This is a genomic window from Rhodococcus sp. 05-2255-3B1 (genome assembly GCF_002258545.1).
Classification (GTDB): Bacteria; Actinomycetota; Actinomycetes; order Mycobacteriales; family Mycobacteriaceae; genus Rhodococcoides.
The window spans coordinates 13815-29914 of record NZ_NOZC01000016.1 but is presented as its reverse complement, the minus strand read 5'-3'; the positions used below and the strand labels follow the sequence as shown (position 1 = coordinate 29914).

Annotated in this window: 15 protein-coding genes and 3 pseudogenes; 3 read left to right on the top strand and 15 right to left on the bottom strand. The window is 60.3% G+C overall.

Going from position 1 to position 16100, the window contains the following annotated elements; genetic code table 11:
- Window positions 1-117 precede the first annotated feature (117 nt).
- Window positions 118-625 (top strand): annotated as a pseudogene (locus tag CH249_RS09175) (transposase); the annotation flags it as partial.
- 31 nt (window positions 626-656) lie between these two features.
- On the opposite strand, the gene CH249_RS09170 reads toward CH249_RS09175, so the two are convergent.
- From CH249_RS09170 to CH249_RS09145, 6 genes are all read right to left on the bottom strand, one after another.
- Window positions 657-1409, bottom strand: a complete 753-nt coding sequence (locus CH249_RS09170; protein ID WP_094643797.1) for a TetR/AcrR family transcriptional regulator — start codon at window positions 1407-1409, stop codon at window positions 657-659.
- A gap of 498 nt (window positions 1410-1907) precedes the next feature.
- Window positions 1908-2831: an alpha/beta fold hydrolase gene (locus CH249_RS09165; RefSeq protein WP_032370855.1), complete on the bottom strand. Its 924-nt coding sequence runs from the start codon at window positions 2829-2831 to the stop codon at window positions 1908-1910.
- Window positions 2821-3891: a ferredoxin--NADP reductase gene (locus CH249_RS09160; RefSeq protein ID WP_032370854.1), complete on the bottom strand. Its 1071-nt coding sequence runs from the start codon at window positions 3889-3891 to the stop codon at window positions 2821-2823. Before CH249_RS09160 ends, CH249_RS09165 begins: the two co-directional genes overlap by 11 nt.
- The gene (locus CH249_RS09155) at window positions 3888-4757 is read right to left on the bottom strand and encodes an SDR family oxidoreductase (RefSeq protein ID WP_027498241.1); all 870 of its coding nucleotides are present in this window, start codon (window positions 4755-4757) and stop codon (window positions 3888-3890) included. The genes CH249_RS09160 and CH249_RS09155 overlap by 4 nt, the downstream gene beginning before the upstream one ends.
- Window positions 4758-4796: 39 nt before the next feature.
- A complete protein-coding gene (locus CH249_RS09150) occupies window positions 4797-6311 on the bottom strand; it encodes an NAD(P)/FAD-dependent oxidoreductase (RefSeq protein ID WP_032370853.1) in 1515 nt (504 codons plus the stop codon).
- A 158-nt stretch (window positions 6312-6469) separates the two neighbouring features.
- Complete coding sequence (locus tag CH249_RS09145) at window positions 6470-7438, bottom strand: diiron oxygenase (RefSeq protein WP_027498243.1); 969 nt, start codon at window positions 7436-7438, stop codon at window positions 6470-6472.
- A 130-nt stretch (window positions 7439-7568) separates the two neighbouring features.
- On the opposite strand from CH249_RS09145, the gene CH249_RS09140 reads away from it, so the two are divergent.
- A complete protein-coding gene (locus CH249_RS09140; RefSeq protein WP_027498244.1) occupies window positions 7569-7910 on the top strand; it encodes a DUF4873 domain-containing protein in 342 nt (113 codons plus the stop codon).
- A 96-nt stretch (window positions 7911-8006) separates the two neighbouring features.
- Here the strand turns inward: CH249_RS09140 and CH249_RS28335 are convergent.
- Window positions 8007-8214 (bottom strand): annotated as a pseudogene (locus tag CH249_RS28335) (integrase core domain-containing protein); the annotation flags it as partial.
- A gap of 31 nt (window positions 8215-8245) precedes the next feature.
- Here CH249_RS28335 and CH249_RS09130 point away from each other — a divergent pair.
- A pseudogene (locus tag CH249_RS09130) lies at window positions 8246-8935 on the top strand (IS30 family transposase); the annotation flags it as partial.
- Window positions 8936-9008: 73 nt separating this feature from the next.
- Here the strand turns inward: CH249_RS09130 and CH249_RS27840 are convergent.
- The 8 genes from CH249_RS27840 to CH249_RS09090 are packed head-to-tail and all read right to left on the bottom strand — an operon-like array spanning window position 9009 to window position 16096.
- A complete protein-coding gene (locus tag CH249_RS27840) occupies window positions 9009-9299 on the bottom strand; it encodes a hypothetical protein (protein ID WP_032370852.1) in 291 nt (96 codons plus the stop codon).
- On the bottom strand, window positions 9283-9978 hold the full coding sequence (locus tag CH249_RS09120) for a hypothetical protein (RefSeq protein ID WP_032370851.1): 696 nt from the start codon (window positions 9976-9978) through the stop codon (window positions 9283-9285). The genes CH249_RS27840 and CH249_RS09120 overlap by 17 nt, the downstream gene beginning before the upstream one ends.
- A 48-nt stretch (window positions 9979-10026) precedes the next feature.
- Window positions 10027-10986, bottom strand: a complete 960-nt coding sequence (locus tag CH249_RS09115; protein WP_230593002.1) for an MlaD family protein — start codon at window positions 10984-10986, stop codon at window positions 10027-10029.
- On the bottom strand, window positions 10983-12020 hold the full coding sequence (locus CH249_RS09110; RefSeq protein WP_032370850.1) for an MlaD family protein: 1038 nt from the start codon (window positions 12018-12020) through the stop codon (window positions 10983-10985). Before CH249_RS09110 ends, CH249_RS09115 begins: the two co-directional genes overlap by 4 nt.
- Entirely contained in the window at window positions 12020-13069 is a 1050-nt protein-coding gene (locus CH249_RS09105; RefSeq protein ID WP_032370849.1) for an MlaD family protein, read from the bottom strand. Before CH249_RS09105 ends, CH249_RS09110 begins: the two co-directional genes overlap by 1 nt.
- On the bottom strand, window positions 13063-14058 hold the full coding sequence (locus CH249_RS09100; protein ID WP_032370848.1) for an MlaD family protein: 996 nt from the start codon (window positions 14056-14058) through the stop codon (window positions 13063-13065). The genes CH249_RS09105 and CH249_RS09100 overlap by 7 nt, the downstream gene beginning before the upstream one ends.
- Window positions 14055-15062 carry an MlaD family protein gene (locus tag CH249_RS09095; RefSeq protein ID WP_032370847.1) on the bottom strand — a complete coding sequence of 336 codons (1008 nt, stop codon included), beginning with the start codon at window positions 15060-15062 and terminating at the stop codon, window positions 14055-14057. Before CH249_RS09095 ends, CH249_RS09100 begins: the two co-directional genes overlap by 4 nt.
- Window positions 15059-16096 carry an MlaD family protein gene (locus CH249_RS09090; protein ID WP_032370846.1) on the bottom strand — a complete coding sequence of 346 codons (1038 nt, stop codon included), beginning with the start codon at window positions 16094-16096 and terminating at the stop codon, window positions 15059-15061. The genes CH249_RS09095 and CH249_RS09090 overlap by 4 nt, the downstream gene beginning before the upstream one ends.
- Window positions 16097-16100: the final 4 nt, after the last annotated feature.

Below are 16100 nucleotides of genomic sequence, written 5' to 3'. Positions count from 1 at the left end.
GCACCGCTGTCAGTTTCAAAAGAACAAACTGCACTATGTCAGAATTCAACTGCACTAAAGGATCGACCAAGCCGACATAGCTTAAAGAGAGAAGTGATCTGCCGCGAGGATTTCGGCGCACTCTTGGCGCTGATCGCGGAGTTGAACCGTCAGATCGGCGACCTCGAAGCCGAACTGACCCGCCATTTTGAAACACACCCGGACGCGGACACGCAACGCCGCCATCTACCTCTCCCCGCCAGGAATCGGTGTCATCCTCGCCGCCCGTGGCTCGGTGAATTCAGCGACGACGTCGACCGCTACACCAACGCCAAGTCTCGCAAGAATTACTCCGGTACGTCACCCCTGACAGTTGCGTCGGGCAAGAAGCGGGCCGTACTGGCTCGACATATCCGCAACCGGCGGCTCTACGATGCCATCGACCGGTGGGCGTTCTGCGCCCTCAGCCAGAGTCCGGCCGCTCGCGCGTTCTACGACCAACACCGTGCTACCGGAGACCCAAGCGCTCCGCGCACTCGCCAACAGACTTGTCGGGCTCCTGCACGGGTGCGTACGCCACTGCACCGAATACGACGAACACACCGCTTGGGCACACCGCACCGCGCAACAACCCGACGCAGCTTGACCAGTTACACTTCTGGGATATCTAGGGTGATTCAGTCTATTTTGTGGCGGGAGGCGAAACCGGGATGGCTGAATGGCAGACTGCGTGAGAAGGCCACGCCTACGGTTGCGGCCGCGCCGTCGATGATTCCCCACGTCGTCTCTGATAGGTGTGCGACGAAGAACGTATCGTCCACCCCTTGCTCACGACCGTTGTCGATCCACCACTGAGTCGCAGATAGACCAGAACCCAGAATGGACGCCACGGCCATGGGAATGACCGAGGTATCTGCGTGAACACGCTGAAGACTTTCAGTGAACCGATCGGCGACGACCTCCATCACCGACCTCAGTTCGTCAGCAACTCCGCCATTTCCCGATCCGGAGTACTGAAACAAGTGATTCGCCATAAGGAATCTGACGACCGTGGGATACCGCCCGACGATCGTGACGTAGCTCTGGACGGACGAGCGAACCATATCGTCAACCGAAAGATAATCTTGGTCGGCGAGAATAGTGACTTTCGCCGAATCCCACATCAACGCACCGAGTTTCGCCGCCACCGCCGCGTTCAAGCCCGCTTTGTCGCCAAAGTAGCGGTACAGCTTTGGTTTAGATACACGGGCCTCCGCAGCGATGTCGTCCATGCTGACGCCTGCACCATACCGTTCGATGATCCGTATGGTCGCGTCGACCAGCTGCGCGCGTACCTCGACTCTATGCTCATCCCAGCGGGTGCTACGGGCATCGGCCGCTCGACGCTGCACCTGAGATGGAGTAAATGAAACGCGGCGGACGAATGACATTGTGGGGTTAACAATACCCGGAAGGGTCCTCTCAAGCGAGTCGGGCTGGAGAGCCGTTCGCTGAAACCACTCGGTTCGCTCGCAGCGGTTCGGCACCCTCCCTCAAGCAGCCGATCGTCCGCCGGATCGCACCGTGTCGATCACATACACCGGCGGCACGACCGGAAAGCCGAAGGGAGCCATCGGCAGGCTTCGGCATTGTTCACGATGACGCAGATTCAACTCTCCGGAGTGAGAATGGCCGGGTACCCCAAATTCTCGTTGTGCACCCCGCTGTTGCGGGGCTGCGTTCTTCGTACCGACCCTGACGAAAGACGGCCCGATGATGGTGCTGCCGAAGTTTTATCCGCCGAGGTGCTGCGCACCATCGACGAAAAAAGATCACCGTGGCGATGCCATCGATGCTGTACGCCTCGATGGACCCCTCCCAACTCGGACACGCGCGGCCTGTCGACGATCGTGGCCGTCTCACGAGCTCATGTGTGTCCGGTCGACGGTTCAAAAGCCATCGCCTACCGTGGCTGCGTCCAATCGGGCCGCTGCTTCGTTAAAATAGGTTGGCGCCTCCATGTTGATCATGTGACCGATCTGTGGCAACGCCACGAACTCATGCAACCGGCGGCGCTGCTGCAGTCGGTCGGCGAGATCAATGGAATGAACCGCGGGTGTCAACTTGTCGGCCGAGCCCACGATCACTGTCGTCGGAACCGTAAGTGAGTCGATTCCTTTGCTCACATCGATGGTGGCCAGGACCCTGCCCCACATTCCCCGAACCGCAGGGGGGCACCGCAGTACTATGTCGGAACACTCAGCCACAACGTCTGCTGGCGCGTGTGGACCCATCGTCCCGTATTTCACCAACCGTCGGTTGAAGCGAGTGTCAAGCATCTCCGGTCCCGCGGTGGCGAGCCCGGCTGCGAAGGCCCGCTCCAGTGAGGCGCGGAATCGACGTGGCGACCCAATTAGCGTCGATTTACTCACCAACTGCGAGGGGCCGGTACTCGCCAAGACGGCACCGCGGGATAAGACGGGCACCGACTCCGGGTGCTCGGCAGCCCAACCCATGATGGACATCCCGCCCATACTGTGACCGGTCACCAATGCCTTACGATTAGACGTGACGACAGCGCGCAAGACAGCCTCGAGATCGTCGCCGAGCACCGACGAAGAGAAGGGCGCGCGACCCCGGTCGCTCCAGCCATGCCCTCGTTGGTCATACACCACCACACGGTGTGTGGTGGCGAAGTGCTCGATCTGAGGTCTCCAGAACCGACCTTGGCAAGCCCACCCGTGGCTGAACACCAGCAGCGGCGCATCATCACCGAGCCCGTACTCCTCGACAAACAGCCTCGTGCCGTCACTGGAGAGAACCTCCCGCGACCGCCGCGACAATAGGCCAGCTTTCGAGGAGTCAGAGGTCATCGAAACTCACCGTCACAGCGTCGGTGAGCGGAAGTGCCTGGCACGCGAGTCGCTCGCCGTCCTCAATGTCGTCGTCTACGAGGATGTTGTTCTGCACCATCTCGACATCGCCATCGATGAGCTTGCACACACACGCGCTGCATGCGCCCTCTCGGCACGAGTACGGGGCATTGTGCCCTCGCGAGAGCAGCACATCGAGCAGAGGCGTGTTACGTGGCCACTCCGTGGTGATGCACTCTCCGTTCAGGTAAACCGTGGCCGTAGCTACACCCTCGTCGTCACTGAGTCGACGCAGTGTTGCGGTGTCGAACGGGTCACCCGTCAGCGACTGGAATACCTCTCGATGTACATCCGAATGATCCACTCCGCATGCGGCGGCAGAGCTTTCCACAAGATCCATGAAAGGGGAAGGCCCGCAGGTGAAAATTGCCGATCCCTTGTGTTCACGAATAATCTTTTCTACAGCCTCTGATGTGGGAATCCCGTTCTCCGACTCAAGCCAGTCAACCAAAGTGAACCGCTCGGCGAATTCAGATCTAATCTGCTCAAGCTGGCACTCGTACATGATCGAATCGGAGTCACGGTTTGCGTAGAACAGGACAACTTCCCCACTGCCCGACACCAGAGCCGACTTCACCAGCGACAGAACCGGAGTGATGCCGCTTCCGCCAGCGAAGAAGAGCAAGTCGACGTCGAGGCTCTTAGCGGTAAACTTTCCCGATGGCGTGAGGACGGTCACCTCCATGCCGATGGAAACGTTGTCACACAACCAGTTCGACGCATACCCCCCAGCGGTGCGCTTCACCCCGATCTCGAGGCGGAAGTCATCGACATGAGGCGAACTGCTCAGCGAGTAGCATCGTGCGACGTGGCCCGTCTGGTCGGACGGGATCTTCAACGTAATGAACTGCCCGGGTAGATGCTTGAAATCGTCGACGATCTCGTCAGGCACTTCGAAGGCGATGCTCACGGAGTCCTTGGTCTCCTGCACGACCTCCGACACGGTCAGCGTTCGCGATCGCGCGGTGGTGCCCGGCCGATTCTCCTGTTCGAGGGTCATTTGATGATCCCCCGCTTACGAGCCAAGGCGTAGCCCGCGCGTGTGACAGGCGCAGAGATGTCCTGGTAGCGCGGACCGACAACGCGTGCGACAAAGTCGAAGCCACGTGCGTCTGCGCCGATCAGCACTCGGGGCTTCTTCTTGTCCATTCCCTTGAGGATGGCGCACGCAGCTTTCTCCGGAGTGGTCCTGGCGATGTTGTTGAACATCGAGGCAATGGTGGCGGTATCTGCCCCCATATCGGATACACCACGAGCGTTGTTGACGATATTAGTCTTGACGCCGCCGGGGTGAACGCATGTCACCGTGACCGGATGCCGACTGATTTTCATCTCTTGCCGAAGCGCTTCGGTGAAGCCACGCACACCGAACTTCGCGGCGTTGTAAGCGCTTTGACTGGGGATCCCGACCAGACCGAAGACGCTGGAGGTGTTTACCAGATGACCATCACCAGAGGCGATCAGATAAGGCAGGAACGCCTTGGTCCCGTTGACGACACCACCGAAGTTGATGCCCATCAGCCAGTCGAAATCCTCCCAGGACATGTCAACAACGTCGGCGCCGAGGGCGACGCCGGCATTGTTGAACACCATGTTGACGCGCCCGAAAGACGACTGCACGCTCTCTGCGTAAACCTGGAACGCAGCACGATCTGCCACGTCCAACACCGCGGTCTCCACGGTCGCACGATGCGCGGTACGGCACATGTCCGCCGTCTCCTCGAGATGCACTTCGTCGACGTCGGACAAGGCAAGGCTGGCCCCGCGTTCGGCCAGTTGGAGGGCAAGGGACCGACCGATCCCTGAGGCGGCTCCCGTGACGACTGCGACCTGGGTCGCGTAATTGCCTGCTGTCGAACTACTCACTGTCGGATACTCACTTCTCGATGACCTACGGTTGGATTGTCAGGCGATCTCGTACTCGGCGGGATCGAAGTCTTTCGTCGCTCGCCAGTACTGCCAGGTGAACCCGGGCCATACCGTACGGTTGACACCTTGCGAGTCCAGATACCAACTCGTACATCCGCCGTTGGTCCACACGCCCTTGGCGAGCTTGTGTTGGATGCTCTTGTTGAAGTGTTCTTGAACCTCGGCCCGCACATCAACACGCTCCGCACCTCGACTGTCGACGGCGTCGATGGCCTTCATGATGTACTTGATCTGCTGCTCGATCATGAACACGACAGAGTTGTGCCCAAGACCCGTGTTAGGTCCGAGCAGGAAGAACAGGTTCGGGAAGCCCTCGGTGGTGATGCCGAGGTGGGTATTGATGCCCGTCCGGTGCCAGTGCGACGGCAAGTCCTCGCCCCGAGCGCCCTTGAGCGCGAGTTGATCGAACCCGTCCGTGACATGGAACCCTGTGGCGTAAATGATCACATCCACAGGGTGTGACACGCCGTCAGGGGTGACGATCGAATCGGCAGTGATCTTTTCGATCCGATCGCTGATCACTGTCGTGTTGGGGGCGGCGAGCGCAGGGTAGTAGTCGTTCGATCCCAGGATGCGCTTGCATCCGATGCGGTAGGACGGCATCAGCTTCCGGCGGAGCTCGGGGTCGGTGATAGAACGCTCGATGTTCCATTTCGCCACCTTTTCGATCGGTCGCATAAGGTTGGAGTGGCCGTTAAGCCCGAAGGCCAGGCTCTCTGCGCCCCAGTAGACCGACCACCGAGCGAGGCGGCGAGTAATGGGGATCTTGCTGAGCAGCGTCCGAAGTACCGGCGGCACCGCGAAGTTCTTGCGTGGAAGTACCCAAGCCGGGGTTCGCTGGAAGACCGTGAGTGTGCCGGCGTCCTTCTGCACGAACGGCACGAACTGAATCGCGCTGGCACCGGTGCCAATGACGGCCACCCGCTTGCCCTGGAGATCCACCGTGTGGTCCCACTGTGCCGAATGGAACGCCTGGCCGGCGAACTCGTCGATTCCGGGGATATTCGGAAAATTCGGGATGTGCAGAGCGCCGACACCGGACACGATGTACTGCGCGACGTACTCCCGGCCCGACTCGGTACGCAGGTGCCACCGAGATTCGGACTCGCTCCAGTATCCGGAGACCAACTTCTGCCCGAAGTGGATCTTCTGAGTGACACCACGCTTGTTGGAGATATCTTTCAGGTACTGCTCGATTTCGGGCTGCGAGGACCACACCTTCGACCAGCTACCGCGACTCTCGAACGAGTAGGAGTACATCAGTGACGGTACGTCGCACGCGCATCCCGGATAGGTGTTGTCGCGCCACGTCCCACCGACGGAGTCGGCCTTTTCTAGAACGATGAAATCACTGTACCCGCGTCGTCGGAGCTGGACGGCCATACCGAGGCCAGAGAAGCCGCTGCCGATGATGAGAACTTTGGTAGTGATGGGCTCGGTTATTCCCGGGTCTGTCGCCGTGGCGGCGGACTTGGCGTTGGAGGACGGCATTGTGAAAATCTCCTGATCGAATGCAGAAAACGGACCCGCACGGCGCGCCGTGACGCGTGGCAGGTGTGGGAATGTCATCCGCCCAAGCCCACGAACCGAGGAATCCGGTGGTGGGGTCGAGGAATGGGCTGTGGGACGCGCGGACCGGGCCGGGCGTGTTAGCGCAGATCGTCGGGCAGGCTGCGCGTTGCGCGCCACATCGCCATCGTGAACTTCCCCTCCATCATTCCGGCCTCGTGGAAGAATCGGATCATCGGCTCGGACATGAACTGCAAGTTGACGCGATAGTTCGGGCTCGTCTGCTGCGCCCACAGGCCGCGCAGACGGCTGATTCCGACATCGGGATATACCTTCGGATTGATGAGCAACGGGTATGCAAAGTTCGCAATGGCCGCCAACGTGCCTCTATGCCAGGCGCGCGAGATGCGTCCGCGACGCTGCATCCCTTCCACCATTTCCAGCCGCGCGAACGTGATGTGACGGGCCTCTTCGAGAACGTGGATCTTCATGAGCTGGCGCAGCTGCGGCTGCATTTTCGGGTCATTCATCGCCTCGCGCTGAGCGCGGTCGAGGATCTCCTCGATGAGCAGAGTCGCGCCGGACACGGACGGGCCGAGAGGCACAAAGTGCAAGATCTTCGCGATGCTCAAGAACCCCTTCGGCAACTTGTACGGTGCCAGGCCCGTCTTGTTGATCAGTCGGGCGAACATCGTCGAGTGACGTGCCTCGTCGCCGATCTCGTTAAGGGCGTAGAGGGACCTTTGATCTGTCAGGGCGCCTTTGGCGGATGTTCGGAGCAGCGCCGAGCTGAGCAGATTCTCCGCGTAGATACCGAAGCTGAGGATGCTGACGATTTCGTGGCGCCCGAGTTCCGCCTTTTGCTCATCGCTCATTCTCTCCCACAGCTTGGTGCCGTAGAGCGAGACCCGATGCTCTGGCAGGTAGTACTTTCCTTCCTCCCAGGGTGAGTCCCAATCGATGTCGATCTCCGCGTCATAGAATTTTTCGGCCGCCGCCCGCAGCAGTCGGCCGGCAGATCTCTGCATGTCGACGGGCTTGCGGGCGCTGACACGCGCAGCGCCTTCCGTTGAGACGTCGGGCTTGGTCTCCACATTTTGAACGGTCATGTGACACCTCCGTTGCGTTCCGGGCCGAGCTGAGTCTCGACTTCACCCGTACTCCGGGTACCGGATACTGATAGTGTCAGCGCCAATGCGTTCTTTTGTCAATGTTCGATGTGAAGAAAGTGAGCCTTGCGTGTCTGACGACCACGATCTCGACTACTCCGGCGAGGGCACCTTGGTGTGCCGTGGCAAGGAGATTGCTGTCGGGGTGAAGATCAAAGGCTATTTCCAGCCCCTCAACGGCTTGTACACCTGGTACGGCAGGATCGACAAGAATGATGCGCTCCACGCCGCCCTCTCGGGAAGGCGCACGGTTGCCGTCTTTGCGACACCAGAGGGACGCGCCGAGTGCGTCGTGGGCGACCCTGATTTCTGGGACCGCTATCGCATCTCGGGCACGAGCAGACCGCCGTACCACATCCCCACCACGCTCGAGGAAGTTGAGTCGATAGCAGAGAGTGAACATCAGGGTTGACCGACCCGCTTTGCGCCCTGGGCGTTCCCCAGCATCCAGTCCGATAGCGCCCAGGCGGGTGAAGCAACGCCACCAGACAGCCGATTCTTGACTGCGGTAGGCCTTCTCGAATTCGTCTGGTGTGAGGTAGTCGAGGGTGCTGTGGGAGGCGGCGTTGGTTGAACCAGTCGACCCATCCCATCGTGGCGAACTCGACATCGTCGATGGTCTTGAGCGGGCCGTTCAGGAACGGGCTTCTCTTCGATACTGCCTCGGTCTTGAACAACCCAATTGTGCTCTCGGCCAACGCATTGTCGTACGCATCCCGACACAGCGGATCGATGCCGCAATCCCCTCGCAACGCTGCCACCCGCGACGGCAAGCTCGAGTACCGCACATCAGTGGCGCAATGGAAAGCCGATCTTGCGGCAAGGCGACCCAAGGTAGCCAAACTCGTTGAACACGAACCTCTTCGAGAGTACGTGCAGGAAGTGCTCTCGGGCGTGATCCGCGACGAAAACGGTGAGGTCTGATCATCGGGCTGGGCAGGTCCGCAGTGGGTACGCTTGTCGAACGCACCAGCAGATTCACCACGTTGCTGCATCTGCCACGTAAGGATGGGTACGGGGATGCGCCCCCGGTGAAGAACGGGCCGGCGTTGTCCGGTTACGGATCGGAGTCGGTCCGCGATGCACTCCAGGCTGCGATGACACCGCTGCCGGAGCACCTGCGCAGATCGGTGACCTGGGACCGCGGCGGAGCTTGCACGTCATGCGGAGTTGACCGCAGAAACCGGGATCCGTGTGTACTTCTGCGACCCGTACAGCCCCTGGCCGCGAGGACCGAACGAAAACACCAATGCATTGCTGCGACAATACTTTCCGAAGGGAACCGATCTCGCTCGATACCGTCGAAGTGACGTTCAGGCCGTGACGGATGCACTCAACAACCGCCCGCGCAAAACACATGGGTGGCGAACCCCAGCGGAAGTGCTTGCAGAGCAGATACGCTCGGCTTCACGGCACTGTGTTGCGACGACAGGTTGAATCCGCCCTGACTGCCGGCACCGCTGTGATGGATGAGCCCTGAGCCGACGCGGCGTCCACCGTGATCTCGTCGTCACAACGCCATCTTCAGCGCCGTGGTGACCATCGCTGTGTCTTTGACCGTCGGCACGGCGAGGAGGCCTGCAAAATCCCGACATTCCCGATTATGTCGGTGTTCGACCACTCGCAAACTGACCCGATCGAGTGGCACCCGCAACCCGAAGAGATCACCCAACTCCTCACCGGCGTCGACCCCGCCGACATCTCCGACATCTGCGACCGCGTCGAAGAATGAGTACCGTCCTGCATCTTGCTCTTCGTGGAACTCCTTCTGCGGAGCCGCCGCCTCATTCAGCTGGGCCATAGTCCTGAATTTGCCAGCCCTGGGCGGTTTTCGTCACGACCACCTTCAACAATGTCGGCAGTTCACTCGGTTGTGGATTCTGCACGTTCTGCGTCTTCTGGCTCGCGAAGACCATCACCGTGTATTCTTCGTCGGTGTCACCGGTGTCACCGGTGACGCTGGTGGCCAGAACGCGTCCCGACGCCTGCACCTGGGCCTGCTGGATAATCTGGGTCAGCGTCGGCCGAACCTCGTCATACCGCTTGACTAGAGCCTCACCCGCGTCCTCTTTGACTGCCGCGAAAAAGGCGTCGGTGTTCTGGTAGCTGTAGGTCAGGGATCTGGTCGTGTAATCCGAGGCGGCCTTCGCCGCGGCGGCCCGTTGCGCGGCGTCGTTTTCCAATACCGACTTCGCTTCGTCGGCCTCGAGGTAGAGGTAGGCGAACACGCCGGCCAGCACAGCGAGCACCACGATCACGGCCGAAACCACCACGGCACGTGATCGCGGCGATGCTGACCAGCGGTGCCCACCTGGCGAGGGGGGTTCGACGTCGCTGTCTCCAGCCCCAGCCGTGGCTACGGCGGACGCGGCTGGGGCGTTTTCGTCCATCAGTAGATCGCCATCCGGCGTCGCTGCTGCCGCGCTGTCCTCGACCTCAGTGGGCTCGGGGTGCGGTTTCGTTCGGTCGTCATTTGTCATGTGGGACCTTCTGTGTACTTACGGTGACAGTCGCTTGCGGACGGGGCGTCACCGTAGTGGCGGCGACACGGTGACGGGGACCTCGGCGCGACCTGGTCGCGACGCCGGGAAAGTTCGGCCGAGGAGGTCGCCGATCGACCCGAAGTCGACGTATGTGTCGGCAACTTTCTCGGTCGCCGGTTTCACCGCCCGGGTGATCGTCAGCAGATCCGGCTGCAGGATCTGAATATAGCCGTTGAGCTTTTCCACAAGCTTCAACACGGGAGGCCACTTGTCGTACGAGGTGGTTGTGAACCTGATGAACGCCCGTTGAATCCGCGCCAGCCCGTTCACGGCGTCAGGGGTGCGTACAGATGCCGTAGTGAGGACGTCCCCGGCATTGGACAAGAGGCCGAGCAGGAACTCGGCGTTGTCCGCGGTCACCCGGACGGACCCATCTTTGCCGACGAAATCGACTACACGGTGCATCATGTCGCCGATCGTGTCGAGGTCGTCCTGCCGTCCGGCGACGGCCTCGGCGACGGTCTTGTTGATGGACTCGATCGATTCCGGGTCGAGCCCATCTGCCACTGCAGCCAACTTTGGCAACACCTGGGGAACCGATTGCGACACGTGCACCGCGTCCGCGGGCACCACGTCTCCGTTATCGAAGTACCCACCGGTTGCCGTGCCCGCGGGCACGAAGTTGATGTACTGTTCCCCCGCGAGCGACAGATTCTGGATAGACATCTCGCTGTCCTGGGGGATCTTGTGGTCGGAATCGATCGTCATCTCGACCTTAATTGCCGAATCCGCGACGTTGATCGAGGACACCTTTCCGACGGGTACCCCCCGCACCATCACCGGCGATGTGTCCAGCAGACCGCCTGAGCTGTCGATGATGGCGGTTAACGAGTACTCGGAGCGGGTGGGGTTGATGTGTGCCACGCCGACGACGAGGTAGCCGAGCCCTACGACGAACACGACGGCGAGAGCCAGTATCGATATGAGCGTGCTGCTGCGGTTCACGGCATCATTCCGATTGATCTCAACACGGTTATGAAGGATTCGGCGTCACGCCGCGCTAGGTCCCGACCATCGATGGAGATGTCCGAGAGGTTGATGTCGGGCGACCGCACGAATGGAATGAGTTTGTCGCGGATGACGCTCGTTGCCTGCTCCGTGACGGACTTCGAGTAGATGTCGGAGTTGGCGATCGAATCGATCACCGGGGCGATCCCGGCCACTGACTCCTTGATCCGTAAGTACTCCGGATCCACGATCCTGCCCGCGGACACAGCGAAATCACGCAAGTTGGCGATGAGTAACGCGACCTCGATCAGGGAGTAGCCGAGGCCAGAAAAGTTGCGTCCGCCCTTGGTCAGCATCCGGTCGATTCCCGACGGATCGTCCAAGATCACTTTCAGAGTCTGATCAGCCGACCTCAACACTACGTCGAGTTTGTCGGTATTCGAGGAGACCTCCGAGACGGTCTCCAGCGTTGTCTGATACAGGGCGTCGAATTGCTGCAAGTCCTTGGGGAACGTGGTGTTCAATGTCGAGATCGCGGTGTGGATCTTGTCGAGCTCACCGCCGCCGAGAACATTCGACATCCCGCGCATGACGTCCTCGACATTTGCTGCCGGCTCGGTCCGTGCCAACGGGATCACCGAACCCGACCGCAGCAAGGCACCCGTCGACGGCTCGGCTGGGGGAAGGATGGCAACGTAGATCTCACCAAGGAGAGTGTCCTGACGTAGCTCAGCCCGCGATTCGCCCGGCAGCTGAGTCGTGTTGTCGATGCGAGCTTTCACGACCGCATGCCCGTTCTCGTACGTGACATCTTCGACGAACCCGACGCTGATTCCCCCCGAGAGAACTTTTGCGAGGGCCGGCAAGTTGAGTGCGCTGGTGAACTCCATCTGGATGTCGTAACCGTCCGCGTCGGAGGTCGCTATCGTCGGCGGATTGTCGGCGTTGATCCCACACGATGTCACGAAAACTATCGTTGCCATCAGTGCGACCACCATGGGTCCGAGGCATGCGCGATTTACCGAGATCATCAGGCCCCTCCCCCCATCATCCCTGCGATCGTCCTCGATACATCGCTGGACCCGCAGACTCCGTTTGCCACCGGCGCGGCGCAGCCACCGACCAGGCTTCGCAAAGGCAGCGACACTGCGAACGCCTGCACAATTGACTTGGCATCGGGGTGTTTCACGATGAGGTCTGCCGTGCGGGCTGCGATCGCTACCACCATGTCCGGCTGCTCTCCCATGTCGGCGATGAGCGGAACGGCAGCATCACCGATCGCGAATATCGGGGGACCGAAATCTGTTGCGAACCTCGAGAGGATCGGAACGAACGTCCCCGCGTACTCGACTGCCGCGCCGAAGGTCTGGCCGAACGCGATGATGACCTCGATGGCACCTACGAAGTTGTCGAAGAGGGCGGTCACCTCTTTGTCGTTCTCGGTTGCCACCCCCGTCAGTGCGGCGAGGTTCCCGACGATGCTGCGAATCTGCATATCCCGCTTTGCCGGGTCGTTGATGAGCGTGGCTGAGTCCTTGATGATCCCGGCCACGTCACCCTGCGTTCCTTCTAGATTGCGGGAGACGAGCTCGAGGGACTGCAAGATCGCGTCGGTGTTCCTGCCGTTGTCCTTGACCAGGTCCTCGGACAAGTTGCTGATCGAGTCGAGCGTCTGACTGATTCCCAGCGGGGTTCTCGTCTTACTCAACGGAATGCACTGATCCGTCTCGTATCGGGCTCCATCAGAGTACGGCTTGGTGAACTCGATTTGACGTTCGGTCACGATGGATGTCGACACCAGAGTCGCGCCGACGTCGGCGGGCAGCGGAACGCTCTTGTCGATCCGCATTTCGATCCTTACACCGGACTGATCACTATTCTGGTGCACCCCGACGACGCTGCCTATCTTCTTGCCGAGCATGGCTACTGTGTTGCCTTCGAAGAGGCCCGATGCGTCGGTGAACTCGGCACACAGGGAGCGCGTGTCGTCGGACACCCTCCCCCCTATTTCCACACTAGCGACCACCACAACCACCACGGCGATCAGGAGCAACAGTCTTCGGATCCATGTAGTCAACATTTGTCGTCACCACTCGGAATGCACACACGAACCTCTGGTTCTGTGGTAGTCGACGCACCGACCGGCGCCTGGAGGAGGACGCCGAGGCGCTGAGTGATCTGATCAACCTGGGCCAGGGCATCGGAGTAGCCTGGCAGCTCTGACGACACCTTGTCGAGGAGCGTCTTGTATTGTTGGACAGACGGTTCGATTCCATCGCTGTAAGCCACGAGCGGCCTCGTGAGAAGTTTGAACAGACGACTGAGAAGGTCGAACCCGCCGCGGACGTTCTCGATATCAGGTCCCAGCGTACTGGCAAGGAAGCTGAGTTGACGGAGAAAGTCGACCAGCACCTGTTTTTGATCGGCGAAAGCGTTGACGTATTCATCGGATAGAGCGACCGCTTTGTCGAGCTGACCGTACTGTCGCTCTAAGAGTTCCATCAAACTGCTGGTGTTCCTCAGTGCGTCGGGAATGTTTGTGTTGCCGTCGGAGAACGCATTCTGCAGCAGCGACGCAGTCTGACGGAGATCGACGCCCTTTACATCGCGGAACACCGGCGTCGTCGTCTCGAGCGTGTCCGAAATGTCGTAAGTACTCGATGTCTGAACAAGGGGGATCGCCCCCGACAGCGAGGTCGGTCCTGACCCTGGGTCCAGATCCAGAACTCGCCCGCCGATCGGCGTGATCAGGCGAACCGCTGCGGTGGCATCCGAACGGACTGGCACTGAGTCGTCGAGTCGAAATTCGACTGTGATAAACGTTCCCGCGAGGTCCACCGACGACACCGTTCCCTGTCTTATCCCCGCTATACGCACCTGATCACCCGACTCCAGCCCTCCGGTGTTGACCAGTTGCGCCGAGTACACCTTTTGGCCGGGCGGTGCGATATACACGGTCCCGGCGATTACCAGACCGACCACCACGGTCACCACCACCACAGCGGCGACGATGAGGTCGCGTCTGCGTTCGGACTGGTGATGCGGTCGATTTCGACTGAACAACCTCACTTACACACCACCAATCGTTGCCCCATAAGCGCAATCGTAGCTGTATCCGGCAGGGGCAGAAGGCCTTTCGAACATCGTGCCTCAGTCGGCGTGGAATTCGTCGAAGCGTTCAGCGAGTCCATAAGGGGCTTGAGCAGTACCGCGCCATTCAGTAGCCCCTCCAACTCCCCGGGTTCTCGCGCCAGACGCTGATAGATCGTCGCGAAACTCTGGTCGTAAGTTGACTCAAGTTGCTCCCCGGCGATGACAGTTTTCTCCATGGACCGGTTGACCTCGCCTAGCGACTCCCGCAACCGGTCACTCACGCGGCTGAAGGCGTCGACGATCGATCCCAGCTGGTCGACGAGTTCGACCAGCTGCGCCGAGCGGCCTTCGAGTTGGTCGGAGACCTGGCCGAGGCTCGTCACAATATTCGTGATGATCTCAGACCGCTGGTCCCCGTAGGCGGTGATGTTGGCGACCTGCTCCAGAACAGGCGATATACCCCTCCCATCACCTTGAGCAACGCGCAACAAGTTGGACTGCAGTTCATTGATCTCGTCGGCGTTAAGCGTGTCGAACACCGGCTTGAACCCGTTGAACAAGGTGGACACATCAAATGAGGGAACGGTCTTGTCGAGCGCCACCTGTGTAAGCGCCGCCCCCTGTGTCTTTCCCTGTGCCGCACCGATCAATTCGACATATCGCTGTCCGAGAAGATTCTGATAACGCACGGCGGCGGTAGTGCTCGACGTGATCGCGACGTCGTTGTTCAGTTGGAAATGAACGACCGCGGTGGGCCCTTTCAGGCCGATCGCCGTCACATATCCGACCTTTACTCCCGCCAAACGCACACCGTCGCGAGGCTTGAGCCCAGATGCATCGGAGAAGACCGCAGACCGTTCAGAACTCGCTCCGTCCGAGCTGGGTTCGAGGATGGCGATGATCACGTAGGTGAGAACGCCGATGACTGCGGCGAACGCGACGATCTTGACGATGGTGGGAATTAACGACTTGAGCTTCATCTTCTTGGTCCTCCTGCTGCAAGCGCGCTCTGCAGCGCAGGTGACGTCTGCACTACCAGGGCGACCTGAAGTTGTACTCGCTCGCCGACTTGCGGCGTGGCGTTGTCGATGCTGTCCAGGATCTGCGGGATGGTGTAAATGGTCTGCGCGAGTCCCGATGCCGATCTGGCGACCGGCCTCGCCAGATCGAGGCCGACGTCCAGTACCGAACTCAACGCCGGGTAGTTTTCGCTCAACAGTCCTCCCAGTCCCCCGAACAGAACCTCGCCGGTGCTGTTGAGGTTGCCTGTGGCCTGTTTGATGGCCTCGTCGGTGGCGAAGAAGTCAGCGACGTCGACGTTTATGAGGATGCCCGGAACGAACGGCGTCATGAAGTCGGCAACGCCCTGGGACAGGTCTGCCGCGATCGCCAAATCCTGGCCCACTGGCCGCTGTTGAACGTCCCGAGTGAGCTGCGCGATCTGGAACATGAGCTGGCCGGCATCGGCAAACGTTTGGGAATCATCGACGACAAACTTCACCACAGAATTGAACGCCGGCTGATCGAGAGCATCGACCAGCTTCGAGAGTTTTCGAATCAGGGTCGATACCGAAGTGTGTTCGGACTGCAGCTTGCTCACATAGACGCTGCCGCCATCACGGATGAGGACTCCCCGCCCGGGGTCCACAATCTCCAGTGCCGTCGGCCCCAGCGCGCTGGCGGACGTGTAATTCACGGCCATGCCCTGACGCAACCGGATGTCGTCGTTCACTCCGGTGAGCTCGATTTTCACATTTACACTTTGGTCGCGCCCCGACACCGAGGACACCTTGCCCACCGTGAAGCCCCGATACTTCACCTCCGATCCGCCCTTCAACCCGTCACCAACCGCGTCGGTGGTGATCGTCACTGTCGTGTTGTCTTCATATTTTCCGGTCGCGTTGCCCGCCAGAAGATAGCCGGCAACCGTCACTACGACGAGAACCCCGATCCCGCGCAGGGTCAAGTTCGCCAGTGAGGGCGCGCGTCCTGATGGATCTTGAAATACAGCCACTTGA